Here is a 14869-nt window from a genome sequence, read left to right as displayed (position 1 = left end):
TAAATGTGCGTGTGCCGCGCGCGCAGGTCGTCAGACTGTGCACGCGCGAGGGATCAGAAGGTTTTGGTCAGGGACAGCGTGACATTGCGCCCCGGTGCTGTGCGGCTGCTCAGATAGGGGCGGTAGTCCTCATCAAAGAGGTTATCGACGGAGGCGCGGAATTCGACACCATCGGCCCAGCCGTTGTTGGGGATATAGGCGGCACTTAGACCCACGGTTGTGTAGCCGTCGCTTGGGGCTGTGGCCCCGTCTGTGCCTGTGGTGCGGGAGTTGCTCCACCCGTGCAGGATTTCAGTGGAGAGATTGAGTTGGTTGTCAAACACGCGTTTGCCCAAGGTCAATTGTGCGGTGTCCGCCGGGGCGTTGTTGAAATCCTCGCCATTGTCCCATTCGCCGCGGGTCATCGAGGCGTTGAAATCGACGTAATAGGCGGCGGTGGCATAGGAGGCCTCAAACTCCAGCCCTTTGAGATCAATCACATCGCCATAACTGCCACTGGCCATGGTGTAGGTGGTGTTGTCCCAGACATGGGTTTTGAACCCGGTCAGTTTCGCCCGCAGCCGATCACCCGCGCCAAAGACATCGGAGGCATCATAGGAGACACCGATTTCGACAGTTGTGGCCTTTTCCGAGGTGGTGATCAGGTCGGAGCGCAGATCGTCCAAAATCGGCAGGTTTTCGTTATAGGCAAGCGTGCCGAAGACTGCGAAACGGTCGGTGACGGCATAGCGGGCAGAAAACGCGCCAACCAAAGCGTCTTTTTTGAAGCTGGTGCCATCGGCCGGGCCAGGGACGCCGCGATAGGGGGCTTCGTTGTCGCGAGAGGTCAGGGTCTGATGTTCGTACCGCAATTGCGGGGTTAAGGTCAGTGCACCAAAGGTCATCTCATCCGTGGCATAAAGCGCCACATATTCGTCCGTGCCTCCGGGGGTGGACCCAGCGTTGGTGCCGGTGTCACTGATCGAGCTGCGGGTTCGTTTGCCGATCTCGATCCCGGTCAGAACCGAATGATCGACCGCGCCTGTTGCAAAGAGTGCTGTGTTTTCAACGGTAAACGCCAAGCCTTTGGTGCGGTTGTCCGCGTTGTAAATGTCCGAAGACGTTGTATCCGAGACGTTTGAAATCAACTCGTCCGAATAGGTCAATTTCGCCGTCAGGTTCACGAGGTCGGTCGAGAACGGATTGTAGCCAAGCGCCAAAAGGGCCGTGGTGTCCTCGATGTCGGCATCGACACGCACGGGAAACAGAGAGCCGATGTAATCGTAGCTGACGTCTTTGAGGCGGTTTTGCGATTTGGAAATCGAGGCGGTGAAACTCAACTCATCCGTCGCATGATACTTGAGCTTTACCATCGCGGAGGGCAGTTCAAACCCCGTATCGGCCTGCTTTGTGCCGGTGCCGTCGGTGTAATCGCCGTTCTTGCGGTAGCCGTAAAAGGCCAACACATCGAGTTTATCATCCGGTGCCCAGGCCAGAATGGTGCTGCTCAGCGCCCCGCCGCCATTGCTTTCATAGGATAGTTTCTGGCGCAGCGCGAATGTATCGCCATCGTCGAGAAAATCCGCGGCATCCTTGGTTGCGGCTTCGACTGTGCCGCCGATGGCCCCTGAGGAAAACCGAAAACTCTCGCCCGGTCCACGCACGACGCGCACCGATTTGAACAGTTCCGGTTCCATCGTCAAAAGGCTGCCTTGGCGGTAGAGCTCCTCTTGGCCCTTGGACACGCCGTCGATCACGACGGACACTTTGGTGTTGGAGCCGTAGGTGCCCGCATCGGCGCCAAGGCCACGGATGTTGATGGATGAGCCTTGCGGGCTGGCGGCGTTGGACAGGGTCACGCCGGGAATGGTGCCAAGCAATTCGGCCAAGGTGGAGGCCTGTCGCGCATCCAATTCCTCTTGCGAGATTTCGGTCTCTGTGGTGGCGGTGTCGGTCTGAATGCCGCGCAGGCTTTCGCCCAGCGTGACCGTTCCGATGAATGCGCCATAGGTTGAATCGATGGTTGAATCGGTGGGTGTGCCTGTGCCGTCTTGTGCAAAGCTCGGCAGGGCGAATGCGGGCGTGACAGCCAAAGCCGTCACAAGAGCCCGCAGGCTTGTGTGCGTGGTCATACGTATCCCCTCAAGGTGCCTGGAAATGCTGGCTGCCAGAGGGGAGCTTGCGTCTGTTGCGTTTAAGTATTTAAAGCGACTATTTTTGTCAAGATTAAGATTGGCGGCGTTGAAACCCTTGTTGGACGTCGGGCTTCAGCGCGGTGCAAAGTTGATTTGCAGGCTGAAAGAATAGGAATTCTGCGTGAGTGAGTTCGGCGCGGGTTTGAATTGGCCAATGCTTTGAACGGCAGAGAGCGCGGCCTGATCCAGCACGGCATTGCCCGAGGATCGCGCAACGGACACGCTTCTCAACGCACCGGAGCGGGCCACGGAAATCTGCAAAACCACCTTGCCTTTGGCCCCTCGCGCGGCGGAGGGATAGCGTTTTTTGCGCTCAATCGCGGCGCGGATGCCGCCGCCCCAGGCGCTGAGATCGTGTTTGATCTGACCGGCGTCCAAGGTGGCCTCCTGCGATGCGCCTTTGGTGCCCCGCGCGGTTTGCCCACCTGTTCCTGCCGCTTTTTGAGCCTCGGATTGGGTCGCACTTGGGCGTTTCACCGGCTGAGATGGTGCAGGCGTCGCAGGTGTGGATTTTGGCACATCCGGGGGAAGGGGCGCAGGCGGATCGGGCGGCTTTGGGGCCTCGGGAGGCACGACATCGAGGCTTTGCGGCTCAGGTCGGCTGAGGTTTGTTATCGCCATCGGTGGCGCCTCCAAAGCCTCTGTCGGACTCGCGGGCGGCGTGATCTCGGTCAGGCTCTCCGGTGGCGCAAAACCATCCCATTGCTCTACAAGGGTCTCAAGTGCTGCGGTTGAGGCGGCCATGCTCACAAGCTGTGTGCCGGCGTCGCCCTGTGCTTCGGCCCCGCCCATGCGCGGCGTTATCCCCATCAGGGCAACATGCGCCCCAAGCGACAGGGCAACACAAAGCAAAGCCTCAGCCGCGCGTGTCATGGCCGCTCACCTTTGGAGGGCGCAAGACCCGACGTGACCAGATTGATCTGTTCAAACCCAAGCGCACTCAGGTGTGGCAGCAGTTGCGCCACGAAATGCGCCGGGGTGTTTTTGTCAGCATGGATCAGCAACACGGTGTCGCACAGGTCACCGTCACATCCGGCGCGCCGTTCGGTGTCAATCGCGCTCAGAATGGCTTGGCGGGTCTCGAAAGAGGTGATCAGATCACGATAGGCCATTTGGCCCGATGGATCGAGGAACAGCGAAAACACCCCTTCGGCCTCCTGCGCTTCGGCAATCTCGGGCGGGGTGATGTCAAATGGCTCCGGCGGCTGCATTTCGCCCGCAATCAGGAAGAAAATCAGCAACAGAAAGACGACATTGATCATGGGCAAAAGCCCGGTCGTGACGCGTTTTCTTGGCGGGGCAGACAGGTTCACGGCTTACTCCATCACGATCAGACGGGTGATCCCGGCCTCTGAGAGGTGATCAACGGTGTCCACAAGCCGCTGCAAATCGGCGTCATGGGTGCGGATGATCACCGCCGAGTCCGGGCTGGGCATCAGGGGCTGGAGCGAACCGGACAAATGTTCGGCAAAGACCGCCTTGCCGTTGAGCCGGATGTCGCCATTGGCATAGAGATCGACCACACGCGGCGGACCCTCCCAAGACGCGGTTGCCGCACCCCCTGTGGGGGTCAGGGGCAAGACGCCTTGGGTGCCAAAGCGCGACACCAACATGAAAAACACCAAAAGCAAGAACACGACATCAATCATCGGTGTCAGATCAGGACGACGCGTGCGGCGTGGGTGGGCAAAGGCAAAGGTGTTCATGGCCGGGTCTCATCAGGGGCGATTGCCCCTTTGGGGAGCGGCACGAAGATGCGCGTTGCGATGTCTTCCAAATCATGGCGCACACCGTCAATCGCGGTGTCGAACCATGTCAGCGCGATCTGCGCCGGGATCGCCACGGCCATACCGGCGGCCGTGGTGAGCAGTGCCTCCCAAATCCCGCCCGCAAGCTGCGCCGGATCGGCGCGCGCCCCCGCGGTTTGCAGCGCCTGAAACGCGGCGATCATACCCATCACAGTGCCCAAAAGTCCCAAAAGCGGGCCGATGGTGGCGGCAAGTTCCAGACCGCGCAGCCCCGTAGCCGCCCGTTTCAACAGCCCGCGCGCGGTGCGTTCGACCTCTTCGCGTGCCAAAGCGTCGGGCAAATGCTCGGCGGCTTGGACCTGCATCGCGCGATAGGCCAGACGGGCGCGCACGCTGTGGCGATGGGCCAGGGCGGCACGGGCCTGGTCTCTGTCACCCGCTTGCCAAAGCTGCACGGCCTGTTCGGTGACATGCCCGCCGGCCCAGAGGCCAGATCGGATAAAATCCCAACATTTCCACAGGATCAAAGCGACGGTCATCACGGACACCGCAGAGATCGCCCAAATGGCGGGACCGCCCGCGATCAGAAATCCCAGTTTTTCAGCATCCATGGTGATGTCCTTTCAACAAAGAGGCCGCGCCACACAGGCGGCACGCCCGAAACGCAAGGGTCAGAATTGCATCTGCACGGCAACATAGACGTTGCGACCCGGTTCATTGACCTTTTCGACCGATGTGTCAAAGGTGTTTGAGCGACTTAGGCATGTCGCATAGGGTTTATCGGACAGATTGTCGATCACGGCCAAAACGCCACATCGTCGTTGAGCGCGAAGGTCCCGACGAGTCCAAGCGTCGCATCCCCCGCCATCTCACCCGCAACGGGGTCGGGTTTAACAGCGCGGCTCAATTGTTGCTGTGCGCAGGCGACAATCCTGAACGGCTCAAATCCGAAGCCGGCTTCGCTGCTTTGTGCGGCGTCAGTCCAGTTTCAGCATCATCAAGGAAAACGACACGGCACCGATTAAACCGAGGAGGTGACCACGCGGCAAACAATGCGCTTCAACTGTAGAGTTGAGCAGGGAGTTCGGCGCCAACCCGAAGGCGGTCGCGAAGTGGCGAAAGCGCGAGACGGTGGAAGTTCGCAAGACGGGGCCGAAGGAACCGCGCCCCTCCGTTCTCAGCGAAGACAAAGAGGCGACGGTCGTTGCTTTCCGGCGGCACATGTCGTGACCACTTGATGATTGCCTCTATGCCCTTCAGCCCATTATCCCACACCTGAGCCGGTCAGCGCTGTATCGGTGCCTTCAGCGTCATGGAATCTCATGCCTGCCTGCGATACAAGGAGATAAGCCCAAGCGGCAACGCTTCAAGCGCGATCCCATCAGTTTCTTTCACATGGGTATTGCCGAGATACGGACGGCTAAAGGCAAACCATATCTCTTTGTCGTAATCGGCCGTACCAGCAAGTTCGTAGTTACCGAACGCGTCGAAAAGGCCGACAAAACGACATGGCTTGCTACAGCAAGCTCATTGTGCAGGGCAGTGGAAATGTTCCACCTACCCCCGACTGGCGTGTAGCCCGACCAGTCGCGAGAGAAGGATCACGGTATAGAGCGTCCCGCCGATCGCCTCAAAGCTGACGAAAGACTGGGCGTAAAAGCCAACCGGAGTTATGTCACCATAACCCAGCGTGGTCAGTGTGACGTAGCTGAAATAGACCATCTGCTGCCAGTCGATTGCCGCGCCGGAGCTTGCCACGAACGACCCCGGCACGCACCATTCGATGAAGGCAAGTACGGCGGCGAAACCCGATCCGATGACAAGATAAAGCGAGGTTGCAGAGATCAGCACATCGGTCATCACGGTCTTGGCCCCGAAGGTGTAGCGTGCCAGAACAACGATCATGCCGAGATGATAGGCGATGGAGGTCAGGTAAACGGCCAGCGCTGCCTCCTTCGAAGGGGCATAGGAGTTCAAGAGGCCCGCGATAAATACGGCAAACCCTGCGCCTCCAACGAGGGCACGCAAGGTCTGGTTATCCGTGAGCGCCCATGTCGCCACCACAAAGATTGCCGCGTAGAAGCCGTAGAACAGGGCAGGCCATAGCCCACCCGCCGCCGACAGCGGATAGGTCAGGTTGTGGATCAGGATTGCCGCCAGAAAGCTGGCATTGGCGACAACCTGATTGCGGGCCGTGGGGAGCGACAGCATCTCAGGCCGCCTTCCGGTGACTGAGTGCCGCCATGGCTACCATGATCAACAGGACACCCGCGCCGAGCCACAGCCCGTTCAGGTGCAGGCTCAGGGCCAGCCAGCCCCAGCCCGCCAGCGCCGCTACGGCCAGAAGGTACAGCCCACGCAGCCGTTCCGCCGTGACGCGGTGAAAGATCGTGCACCCAAGCAGAAACAGCGACGGCCCGGCAAAGGCGATGATCGCGGTCTCGGCATGGATCGCGTCATGTGGATGAGCCACGATCATCTCAATGGCGACAGCGGTCACGATGGCACCACAGACTGCGACCCCATGTGCGTAGGCCAGACCGGCGCGGGCAAGGCTGGTATGGTCCGTCGCATGTTCGAAGCGATGCTCGCCCGGCTCCGACAGATCGACGAAGTAAATCCACCACAATGTCACGATCAGCAGGAAGCCGATCAGCGCAGCGGCACCCGTGTCCAAGTGGATCTCGTGACTGACCAGATAGCCGCCCAGCAGCAGGATGGATTCCCCAAGCGCGATGATAAAGATCAATTGGTTGCGCTCGAAGAGATGCAAGCCCTTCAATGTCCAACTCGACATCGGCGTCGCGCCTTTGCCGGGCAGCCAAAAACCGACGTAGGGCGCGGCATAGTCGATCAAAACGGCGAGAATCCAAAGCTCCAGACGCGCGGGTGCGATGAAGGCCCCCAATATCCAGAAGAGACCGGAAATCGCACTCCATGCACCGAGTTGGGTATAGTTGCGCCCCATGACCTGACCGCGAAACACAAAGGCCATATAGCCCGCCCGGATCAGGGCCATGGCCACATAGGCAAAAGCGAACAACCCAGCGCGGTCGCTGAACGCTTGTGGTGCCGCCACGGCCATCAGAAGCGCGCAGCCCATCAGCACGATCATCAGCCCGCGCCCGCTCGGGTGGTCGGGGTTGACCCAGTTGGCCGCCCATGCGGTATAATTCCACGCCCACCAGACAGCGGCAAACAGCGTCACATATTCCAGCGCCCCAAGCCAACTGGCATGTTCGAGGAGGTAATGGGAAAGCTGGATGATGGTGAAGACATAGACGAGATCGAAGAACAGCTCCATCGTCGTGACGCGGGGCGTGTCTTCGGGGCGGAGCGCCCGTAGGGCGTTCGTCGGAACAAGACGGTGGAATAGGTTGGACATGAAAGCTTCCTGTTAGATTTTCTTGACTATCCCTGAAATCCGCCTGTGTTCAAATACCGGATTTCTTTCGGGGTCAGTGCGCGCTCGAAAATCGGTTGCCTGTGGGGAAACCGACCGAAGCGGGCGATGATGTCACGATGGCGTCTGGCCCGATGAAGCCCCGAGGGCAGGTCGCGGCGATGCAGCGCGACCGATTGGTTCTGATCTTCCAACGTCTCGGAATGCGCGAAGGGCAGCAGCATGAACAGGCGCAGGTCCTGCGGCACTCGGTCGATAAAACCCTGCCGCCAGGCATGACGCGCCACCGACAGGGCCTGGGGGTCTGTGCGATACATCTCCCTGGTGCCACGGAACGCATTGCGTGGATACTGATCATGAAGGATCAACAGGGCGAGACAGCCCTCCGGCGTGTCTCGCCATGCCGCAAGTTCGCCTACCATAGCGGCCTCATGCAGGGGTGCGAAGCCTCTGCGAACGGCGGCGTCGAAGGCGGGCGATTGGGAGAACCATTCCTCGACCGCGTCTTGCCACCAGGCGATCACCTCGCCGATCCGGGGATCCGTCATGCCGACCGCCGCGCCAGAAGCCAGGCGACAAAACAAGGGACGCCGAAGACCACGGCGAAGATCGGCAATTCTTCGGCCAAGCCGTATCCCGCATGGGCCACGCCGACCCAAAGATTGATCGCGGCGGTTGCCGCCCAGAGGACGGCAAACAGGGGAAAAGCACCGCGCAGGGAAGCGCCGCGCCAGAGCGCAACGCCATAGATGACTGCCATCAGGACAAGGCCGCCAAGGATCACGAGAACAGTATGCATGTGAGACCTCCGGGCGTCAGGCAAATGGCGCGAGCATCGCGTTGATGTCCTTGTCCGCATAGGGCGGATAGACATCGACGGTCCTCTCGGCGGGCGAGATCAGAAGTGACTTAACATTGCTGAGCGCATCGAACCCGGCTTTACCGTAATACTTGCCCATCCCCGAATGACCAACTCCGCCGAAGGGCAGCGACCCGACCCAGCAATGCAGATTGGTCAGGTTCACGCAGCCGCCGCCGAAGGACAGGGATTGCAGAAAGCGCTCGATCATCGCATCGTCCCGGCTGAAGATATAGGCAGCGAGCGGCTTGTCCCGTGTCTTAAGCGTTTGGATCACGGTGCTGATGTCGTCATAGCGCAGGATCGGCAGAACCGGGCCGAACACCTCCTGCTGCATCGCTGGATCTGACCAGTCGGAGGGGTAGAGCAGCGTCGGCTCGACGTAGCGGGCGGATACGTCGGAACTGCCGCCCAGAACGACCTTGTCCGGCAGGATGTAGGACGCAACACGCTGAGTGTCCTTTTCGCTGATCATGCGCGCGAAGTCAGGGCTCTGTGACGGATCGGTCCCGTACATGCGTATGACCGCAGCTTTCAGTTTCTCGACAAAGGTATCGGCGACGCTGTCATGCACGCAGACGAACCCCGGAGCGATGCACCACTGACCCGAGATGGCGTTATGTCCCCAAGCGATGGCCTGAGCGGCGCGATCGAGGTCCGCCGTCGCGTCCACGATGGTCGGGTTCTGTCCGCCCAGTTCCAGGATCACTGGCGTCAGGTGTTCGGCCGCAGCACGCATGACCACTTTGCCCACTGCCGAACTGCCGGTGAAAAAGACGAAGTCGAACGGCAGCTCCAGCAACGCCGAGATTTCTTCTCGTCCGCCGGTAACCACAGAAACGTCTTCCGGTTCGAAGTATTGCGGCACCAGTTCTGCAAAAAGCGCCGCCGTGGCCGGCGTGGTGTTGGCCGGTTTCAGGATCACAGGATTGCCTGCCGCCAGCGCGGCGATGGCTGGATCGAGCAACAACAGGATCGGCGCGTTAAACGGTCCGATGACCAGAGTCACACCATAAGGTTCGCGCCGGATCACCCCACGCTGGCCGAGTTTGGCAAGGCCTTCGGGAATTTCGATATCTTCAAGGGCCATCAGCCGGTCCAGATTGTCCCGATAGTAGGCGATATTGCCCATCGGCACCGTGATCTCGAACTGCTGTTCAAAGGGGGGCTTGCCGAAATCCTGATGCAACGCCGCGCGCCAGCGGTCGCGATGGTCGAGCAGCATTCGCTCCATTCTGGCGAGTTGATCCAATCGCCAGCCGCGCGATTCCGTGCGGTCGCTGAGGAACGCCGCTTTCTGGCCGTCAAAGATCGTCTGAAACGCATTGCTCATATCGCCATCTCCATGTTCGGACCTGTCGCCGTCGCTCATTCGGCGTCTTCCAGCGCCTCGAGGACAAGCTCCGCCGTCAGACCGCTGCTGTACTGCTGCTGCCCGGTGATCAGGCGACCGTCGCGGATGGCGAATGGCTCATTGGCATCCCGGCACAGAAACTCCGTTCCGGGAATGTCCTTCGCTGTGGCCTCGATCGTGTAGTCGTTCAGGATCATGCCGAAGGCCGTATTGACCGCCTCTTCCTCTGCATCCGTGAAGCCGGTCCATTTCTTGCCCTCGGCCAGCAGCTTCCCGTTCGACAGGCGTGTCCAGAGTAGCAGGGAAGAACCATGACAAATGAGCGAGACGATTTTGCCCGTCTCGTAAAAATCTGCGATCAACGCATGCAGCGCGGTATCGTCCTTGAAGGTCAGCAACGGTCCGCCCCCACCGGCGACCCAGACCGCATCGTACTCATCTACCGACACCGAACTGATCGGCGGCGTATCCTCCAGCATCGCGCCAAACTGCGCATGATGGGCGAAGCCGAGACTGATCAGATCGTCCGCATAGGCGCCGTTCGGGGTGCGCGGATCACTGTGCGTGTCGAACATCACCTCGCCGCCTTTCGGCGACACGAGGTCGACGCGATGTCCCGCCTCCGTGAACATCAGGAAGGCTCGCGTCATTTCCTCGGCGAAAAAGCCCACCGGAAACCCTTTGAGTTCGGCGGTGTTCGAGACGATGGAGAGAATGCGCCGCGGTTTCCGGCGCACACCCAGGCTGGTTTTGAGGACGATGTCTGAAGCTGTCATTTGAAATCCCTTCGCTGTGCTCGCGTCTCTTTGAACCGAAAAAGGGGGCGGAGCCGATGCTCCGCCGCCGTCGTGGTTACTTGGTTGTGTAGCCGCCGTTCACGAGGATCGTCTGGCCCGTCATCCACCACCCGTCGGAGACCATGAAGGTGATCCAGGGGGCGATATCCTCGATGTCGGTCAGGCCGGTTTTCGAGAAGGGCGAGAGCGCTGCGGCGGTCTTGTGATATTCAACGGCCTCTTTTTCCTCCGCCGGGTAGAAGAACGAGGTGTCCATCGGCCCCGGCCCGATCGCGGTCACCGAGATGCCGCGCTCGCCGAGCTCCTTCGACGCCGCACGCGTGAAGTGCTCCACCGGTGCCTTCAAGCCCTCATAGGCTGCATAGAAAGGCGTATAGGCGCCCAATAGCGAGGTGACGATGGTGCAGATCTTGCCATTGTCGTTGACGTGTTTGCCGGCCTCTTTCAGGAAGAAGAAGGCGGATTTGACGTTGACCGCGCAGGACTGGTCGAAAACCTCTTCGGTCACCTCGGCCATTGGCTTCTTCACCACCATACCGACGGTGTTGATCGCGATGTCGGGACGCCCCACCGCCGCGACCGTGTCGGTGAACAGCTTTTCCATCGCCGCTGCCGAGGTCAGGTCGGCTTGGAAGGCCACCGCTTCTGCGCCTGCGGCTTTGATCGCCGCGACGGTTTCCTCCGCCGCCGCCTTAGTGGCGTCGCTGTTGTAATGGATGGCAACGGCTTTCGCGCCGGATTGGGCGAACTCGCGTGCGAGCAGCCCGCCCAGGTTCTTCGCGCCGCCGGCGATCAGAACCACTTTTCCCTCGATGCTGTTTCTCGACATGTCATTTCCTTTCCGCATTTGAGCGCGCCTTTCAGATCGATGCCTTGCGAGGAAGATAGTCTGTCACCCCATTCAGATAATCAGGCCATTCTTGACATTACCTGCCAGAAATGACGAACAATAGGCATGGATCGAATTCAACAGATGCAGGTGTTCATTCAGGTCGTGGACAGCGGGAACTTCACCCGCGCCGCGGAGGTACTCGGCCTGCCGCGCTCGACCGTGTCCAGCACGGTGCAGGCGCTGGAGGACCGCCTCGGCGTGCAGATTTTGCAGCGCACCACCCGCGTGGTGCGTCCGACACAGGAAGGGTTGCAGTTCGCGGACGCCGCCCGTGATCTGGTCGATGCGTTCGGGCAGGCCGAAGGACAGTTTCGTCTCCGTCCCGATGACATTTCGGGGCGCTTGCGGATCGACATGCCAAGCCGGATCGCACGGCGTCTTGTCATTCCGCACCTGCAGGACTTTCGCGCCCGATACCCGGCGGTGACGCTGGAGATCAGCGCCACCGACCGAATGATTGATCTGGTCTCGGAAGGGATCGACGCGGTGGTGCGTCTGGCCGTTTTGGAGGACAGCGAACTGATCTGCCGCAAGATCGGTGATGTGGCGATGCTGACCTGCGCCGGGGCGGAGTATCTCGCGGAATTCGGGGTGCCACAGACGCCTGCCGATCTTGCGAAACATCATCTGGTCAACTACGCGCTGCGCATGCCCGCCCTCTCGTCGGGCTGGGATGGGCTCAAGGACGGGCGTGAGATCACCGTTGCCATGCAAAGCCATCTCTGCGTCGACAACGCGGAGAGTTATGTTGCGGGGGGACTGCACGGGCACGGGCTGATTCAGGTTCCCGCCTATGACGTCGCCGATGACATTGCAGCCGGACGGCTCGTCGAGGTACTGTCCGAGTTTCGACCCTCTCCAGTTCCGATCTCGATCCTCTATGCGCGCAGGCGCCATCTCGCCCCTCGGCTCAGAGCGTTCATGGATTGGCTGGAGGAGGTGTTGCGGCGTGAGGGGGTGGTCAAGCCATCACAATAGGATTTGGGTCGTTGGACAATCAGAATTTCCCTTCATTTTAACCTCTGGTTCAAACTTAAGAGGGGAAAGAACGAACAGCCGCATTCGATTTTCGATACCCTATGGTAGTGGCGACACCGTCGAAATCCGGGCACGCGGGATCAGTGCGACGGGCGTTTATGGCCCCTTTACTGTGACCGTGACGATCATCGTTGTGCCACAGTCCAGCTATTCGACCACGCTAGGCGACACCACCCGCGAGAACCTCATTGCGGGCGGCTCCATGGAGAACCCCGCCACTTGGACGCTGGACGCAGGATGGGCCGTTGCAGGCGGCGTGGCGACCCATACGACGGGCGCAGCGGATGCGATCAGCCAGCCTTTGAAACCACGGCGGGCAAATACTACCGCCTCGGCTACACGGTCTCTGGCATCACTGCCGGAAGCCTGACCCCGCGCCTGACGGGCGGCTCGGATCGCCCTGGCACAGCTATCATCGCAGACGGCACCTACAGCGACCGCATTCAGGCCGTTAGCGGCAACGACATGCTCGATGACGTTGTCGCCTACCTCGAAACCTCGGGTTGTCTGACCCAAGGCACCCACTACATCTGGATAGAACCGAAAAACGCGGATGGCCTGTCTGGCCCCCTGACGGGGCCATTTGAAATCACCATCATATAGGAGCACGACACATGGCAAATGGTGTTAAGACAAGTGACCTCGACCCGACTTATTTAGCCCAGAGTGTGATTGTAAACACTGAGGATGGCACGGCGCCTCAGACGGTTGGTGATTTCGCCAAACAGATGGCGCGAACTGATCCGCTGTCGAAATCCGTCGATGGGGCGAAGTTCGAATATGAGACGCTTGACGAAATGCAGGCTACCGCCACGTCGGGCGGCCAGAATTCGGGCGGCCAGAATAAAGTACACAAAACCAAAGACGGTCGATTTAAATACAGCGAGGATCTGTCTGTGCCGTACCTGCATTTAAACGGCCTTGGGGTCTCCGCCGTGAAAGATGAAAGCGGGCGCATAGCAGCGCGATTGTTCAACTTTGGCGAAGATGCAACGACGCTTTGGCCTGAATTTATCGGTTTGTTGGAAACCCGCGAAAAGCACCTTTTCATCGATACGGATATTCATCTGCCGGGCGTCAATAGCCTCGGCCAATTGCTTTCTGGTGCTATTCAAGTCGGCACGACGATCGAATTCGCTGAGGGGTATGCTATTATTTATGACAGCGACGGCTCAACCGACCACCCCTATCTGGAGATCACCGGCGCGACATCTTTGCGACTTATCAGGCCTTTCGTCCGGTCTACTACTGCGCCGACCACAAGGCGCGCACGTCCGGGGATTAAGTTGATCGGGTGCGAAGATGCGCAGGTGTACGAACCGCATATCCTCAGCACATTCGGAGGTGGTTTGATGTTCTCAGGCTGCCAGAATTCTCGTGCTTATCATGGGGTGGCTAGAAATACTCTCGCCGACGGGTTTGGTATCTATAACGACCTGACATATGGGCCATGCGTCGATGTCTACACCATCGGTTCTCGCACGATTAATACTGGCGATGATGGCGTGTCGGTCGTCGGATACACCGCGCGCGGGGCCGCAAATGAGCGGTGCGGACATCTGGATTTTACCGTAGTTTCCAGCTTTGAACGCGGAGGTGTTTTGGTCGGGTCAATTGACAGTGCATTGCGTGGTCGCGCATTCAATTGTGCGTCGTCTGGTTTCAAGGTTGTAAAAGATTTGGGCGGCGGTCCCAACAATGCACCTGAAACGCATGGTAACATTCGGCCTCATGTTGAAGTCATCTCCTACAACTGCGCGCACAGTGCCGATCCAATTCAGCCGTCGATCGATATTGGCAACAACACTGAGAGCATTGTTGGTTCCGTAAGTTCTTACGGTGGTCCGAACCGAGGCATCCAAGTGGCGGGCGATGTGACCGGACCAACGGACGTTGACCTGCAGATATTCTCGCAAGACGCGGGTGGCCAGGGAGTTTATCTGGGGAACGTAAGCGGGATTAGAGGGAACATCACCTCAATTAGTGCCGGTGAAACAGGTTTGGTCGGTCTGAATTGCACAGGTGTCGCAATCGGGTCAGTGAATTTGCGTGATTATAATCAGGACGACAGCGCATCTCATGTCGGCATGCGGCTGAACAACGTGTCTGGCTCTATCGGTCCCGGATATGTTGGGGACAACCATGCATCGACACTGCAACCTGTAGACCTTTTGAACTGCCATGGGTTGCGATTGAGTGATGCGCTTGTGACAGAAGGTGGTTCTGAGCCGAAAAAGGTGCTCATTCAGGCAACGTGCACAGACACGCTCGCACCATCTGTACGTGCAAGCGCAACTTGGAATCCGGGCAACATCGCTGCTGGCGGATACGTCACGACGACCATCACAGTAAATGGCGCGTCTCCCGGCGACGTTTTGTCGGTCGGTTTTGACCAGATGCAGAGCGGGCTAACGCTAACCGGGTTCGTGTCTGGTGCAAACACTACCCGTCTGATGCTCAAAAATGAGACAGTCGAAGCCATACATCCAGCTGCTGGCACCGTAACGGTTCGTGCCGAGAAGTATGTGCCGTGATTTCATCCGATCAGCTCGATTCACCTGATTAAGGCCCCTCACCCAAAAACGGGTTCGCCGAAAATTTTCG

At 59.3% G+C, this 14869-nt stretch carries 16 protein-coding genes and 2 pseudogenes; 5 read left to right on the top strand and 13 right to left on the bottom strand.

What is annotated here, in order from left to right; translation table 11 throughout:
• Positions 1-53 precede the first annotated feature (53 nt).
• From C8029_RS03260 to C8029_RS22645, 6 genes are all read right to left on the bottom strand, one after another.
• On the bottom strand, positions 54-2111 hold the full coding sequence (locus C8029_RS03260) for a TonB-dependent receptor domain-containing protein (RefSeq protein ID WP_152002226.1): 2058 nt from the start codon (positions 2109-2111) through the stop codon (positions 54-56).
• Between the two features lie 135 nt (positions 2112-2246).
• The gene (locus C8029_RS03255; protein ID WP_152002225.1) at positions 2247-3047 is read right to left on the bottom strand and encodes an energy transducer TonB family protein; all 801 of its coding nucleotides are present in this window, start codon (positions 3045-3047) and stop codon (positions 2247-2249) included.
• Complete coding sequence (locus C8029_RS03250) at positions 3044-3487, bottom strand: ExbD/TolR family protein (RefSeq protein WP_152002224.1); 444 nt, start codon at positions 3485-3487, stop codon at positions 3044-3046. The genes C8029_RS03255 and C8029_RS03250 overlap by 4 nt, the downstream gene beginning before the upstream one ends.
• Before the next feature lie 3 nt (positions 3488-3490).
• Positions 3491-3880, bottom strand: a complete 390-nt coding sequence (locus C8029_RS03245; RefSeq protein WP_009571038.1) for an ExbD/TolR family protein — start codon at positions 3878-3880, stop codon at positions 3491-3493.
• Positions 3877-4533 carry a MotA/TolQ/ExbB proton channel family protein gene (locus C8029_RS03240; protein WP_152002223.1) on the bottom strand — a complete coding sequence of 219 codons (657 nt, stop codon included), beginning with the start codon at positions 4531-4533 and terminating at the stop codon, positions 3877-3879. The genes C8029_RS03245 and C8029_RS03240 overlap by 4 nt, the downstream gene beginning before the upstream one ends.
• Before the next feature lie 60 nt (positions 4534-4593).
• On the bottom strand, positions 4594-4722 hold the full coding sequence (locus C8029_RS22645; protein ID WP_269771038.1) for a hypothetical protein: 129 nt from the start codon (positions 4720-4722) through the stop codon (positions 4594-4596).
• 74 nt (positions 4723-4796) lie between these two features.
• On the opposite strand from C8029_RS22645, the pseudogene C8029_RS03235 reads away from it, so the two are divergent.
• Both C8029_RS03235 and C8029_RS22235 read left to right on the top strand, forming a co-directional pair.
• Positions 4797-4988, top strand: a pseudogene (locus C8029_RS03235) (transposase); the annotation flags it as partial.
• A pseudogene (locus C8029_RS22235) lies at positions 4979-5434 on the top strand (transposase family protein); the annotation flags it as partial. The pseudogenes C8029_RS03235 and C8029_RS22235, both read left to right, overlap by 10 nt.
• Positions 5435-5479: 45 nt before the next feature.
• On the opposite strand, the gene C8029_RS03225 reads toward C8029_RS22235, so the two are convergent.
• From C8029_RS03225 to C8029_RS03195, 7 genes are all read right to left on the bottom strand, one after another.
• A complete protein-coding gene (locus C8029_RS03225; RefSeq protein ID WP_152002222.1) occupies positions 5480-6133 on the bottom strand; it encodes a potassium channel family protein in 654 nt (217 codons plus the stop codon).
• 1 nt (position 6134) lies between these two features.
• On the bottom strand, positions 6135-7307 hold the full coding sequence (locus C8029_RS03220; protein ID WP_152002221.1) for a low temperature requirement protein A: 1173 nt from the start codon (positions 7305-7307) through the stop codon (positions 6135-6137).
• A 26-nt stretch (positions 7308-7333) separates the two neighbouring features.
• Positions 7334-7873: a DUF924 family protein gene (locus C8029_RS03215; protein WP_152002220.1), complete on the bottom strand. Its 540-nt coding sequence runs from the start codon at positions 7871-7873 to the stop codon at positions 7334-7336.
• Complete coding sequence (locus tag C8029_RS03210) at positions 7870-8124, bottom strand: hypothetical protein (RefSeq protein WP_009571030.1); 255 nt, start codon at positions 8122-8124, stop codon at positions 7870-7872. Before C8029_RS03210 ends, C8029_RS03215 begins: the two co-directional genes overlap by 4 nt.
• Positions 8125-8140: 16 nt before the next feature.
• Complete coding sequence (locus C8029_RS03205; RefSeq protein WP_152002219.1) at positions 8141-9556, bottom strand: aldehyde dehydrogenase family protein; 1416 nt, start codon at positions 9554-9556, stop codon at positions 8141-8143.
• A complete protein-coding gene (locus C8029_RS03200) occupies positions 9553-10314 on the bottom strand; it encodes a type 1 glutamine amidotransferase domain-containing protein (RefSeq protein ID WP_152002218.1) in 762 nt (253 codons plus the stop codon). The genes C8029_RS03205 and C8029_RS03200 overlap by 4 nt, the downstream gene beginning before the upstream one ends.
• Positions 10315-10390: 76 nt before the next feature.
• On the bottom strand, positions 10391-11164 hold the full coding sequence (locus C8029_RS03195; protein ID WP_152002217.1) for an SDR family oxidoreductase: 774 nt from the start codon (positions 11162-11164) through the stop codon (positions 10391-10393).
• Positions 11165-11290: 126 nt separating this feature from the next.
• Here C8029_RS03195 and C8029_RS03190 point away from each other — a divergent pair, with 126 nt between their 5' ends.
• The 3 genes from C8029_RS03190 to C8029_RS03180 all read left to right on the top strand — a co-directional run bounded on the left by C8029_RS03190 (position 11291) and on the right by C8029_RS03180 (position 14799).
• A complete protein-coding gene (locus tag C8029_RS03190; RefSeq protein ID WP_152002216.1) occupies positions 11291-12205 on the top strand; it encodes a LysR family transcriptional regulator in 915 nt (304 codons plus the stop codon).
• Positions 12206-12502: 297 nt separating this feature from the next.
• The gene (locus C8029_RS03185) at positions 12503-12868 is read left to right on the top strand and encodes a hypothetical protein (RefSeq protein ID WP_152002215.1); all 366 of its coding nucleotides are present in this window, start codon (positions 12503-12505) and stop codon (positions 12866-12868) included.
• Between the two features lie 11 nt (positions 12869-12879).
• Positions 12880-14799, top strand: a complete 1920-nt coding sequence (locus tag C8029_RS03180; protein WP_152002214.1) for a hypothetical protein — start codon at positions 12880-12882, stop codon at positions 14797-14799.
• Positions 14800-14869 lie beyond the last annotated feature (70 nt).

It is taken from the genome of Roseobacter sp. TSBP12 (genome assembly GCF_009129705.1).
GTDB classification, from domain to species: Bacteria; Pseudomonadota; Alphaproteobacteria; order Rhodobacterales; family Rhodobacteraceae; genus Celeribacter; species Celeribacter baekdonensis_A.
Note: the sequence above shows the minus strand (reverse complement) of the source record. Positions and strands in the feature narration are given on the sequence as shown.

Bases quoted from the DNA above. Each gene is read 5' to 3' on its own strand.
- C8029_RS03180 (WP_152002214.1), top strand. From the start codon at position 12,880: ATGGCAAATGGTGTTAAGACAAGTGACCTCGACCCGACTTATTTAGCC.
- C8029_RS03185 (WP_152002215.1), top strand. From the start codon at position 12,503: ATGGGCCGTTGCAGGCGGCGTGGCGACCCATACGACGGGCGCAGCGGA.
- C8029_RS03240 (WP_152002223.1), bottom strand. From the start codon at position 4,533: ATGGATGCTGAAAAACTGGGATTTCTGATCGCGGGCGGTCCCGCCATT.
- C8029_RS03245 (WP_009571038.1), bottom strand. From the start codon at position 3,880: ATGAACACCTTTGCCTTTGCCCACCCACGCCGCACGCGTCGTCCTGAT.
- C8029_RS03255 (WP_152002225.1), bottom strand. From the start codon at position 3,047: ATGACACGCGCGGCTGAGGCTTTGCTTTGTGTTGCCCTGTCGCTTGGG.
- C8029_RS03195 (WP_152002217.1), bottom strand. From the start codon at position 11,164: ATGTCGAGAAACAGCATCGAGGGAAAAGTGGTTCTGATCGCCGGCGGC.
- C8029_RS03190 (WP_152002216.1), top strand. From the start codon at position 11,291: ATGGATCGAATTCAACAGATGCAGGTGTTCATTCAGGTCGTGGACAGC.
- C8029_RS03220 (WP_152002221.1), bottom strand. From the start codon at position 7,307: ATGTCCAACCTATTCCACCGTCTTGTTCCGACGAACGCCCTACGGGCG.
- C8029_RS03215 (WP_152002220.1), bottom strand. From the start codon at position 7,873: ATGACGGATCCCCGGATCGGCGAGGTGATCGCCTGGTGGCAAGACGCG.
- C8029_RS03205 (WP_152002219.1), bottom strand. From the start codon at position 9,556: ATGAGCGACGGCGACAGGTCCGAACATGGAGATGGCGATATGAGCAAT.
- C8029_RS03225 (WP_152002222.1), bottom strand. From the start codon at position 6,133: ATGCTGTCGCTCCCCACGGCCCGCAATCAGGTTGTCGCCAATGCCAGC.
- C8029_RS03210 (WP_009571030.1), bottom strand. From the start codon at position 8,124: ATGCATACTGTTCTCGTGATCCTTGGCGGCCTTGTCCTGATGGCAGTC.
- C8029_RS03200 (WP_152002218.1), bottom strand. From the start codon at position 10,314: ATGACAGCTTCAGACATCGTCCTCAAAACCAGCCTGGGTGTGCGCCGG.
- C8029_RS03260 (WP_152002226.1), bottom strand. From the start codon at position 2,111: ATGACCACGCACACAAGCCTGCGGGCTCTTGTGACGGCTTTGGCTGTC.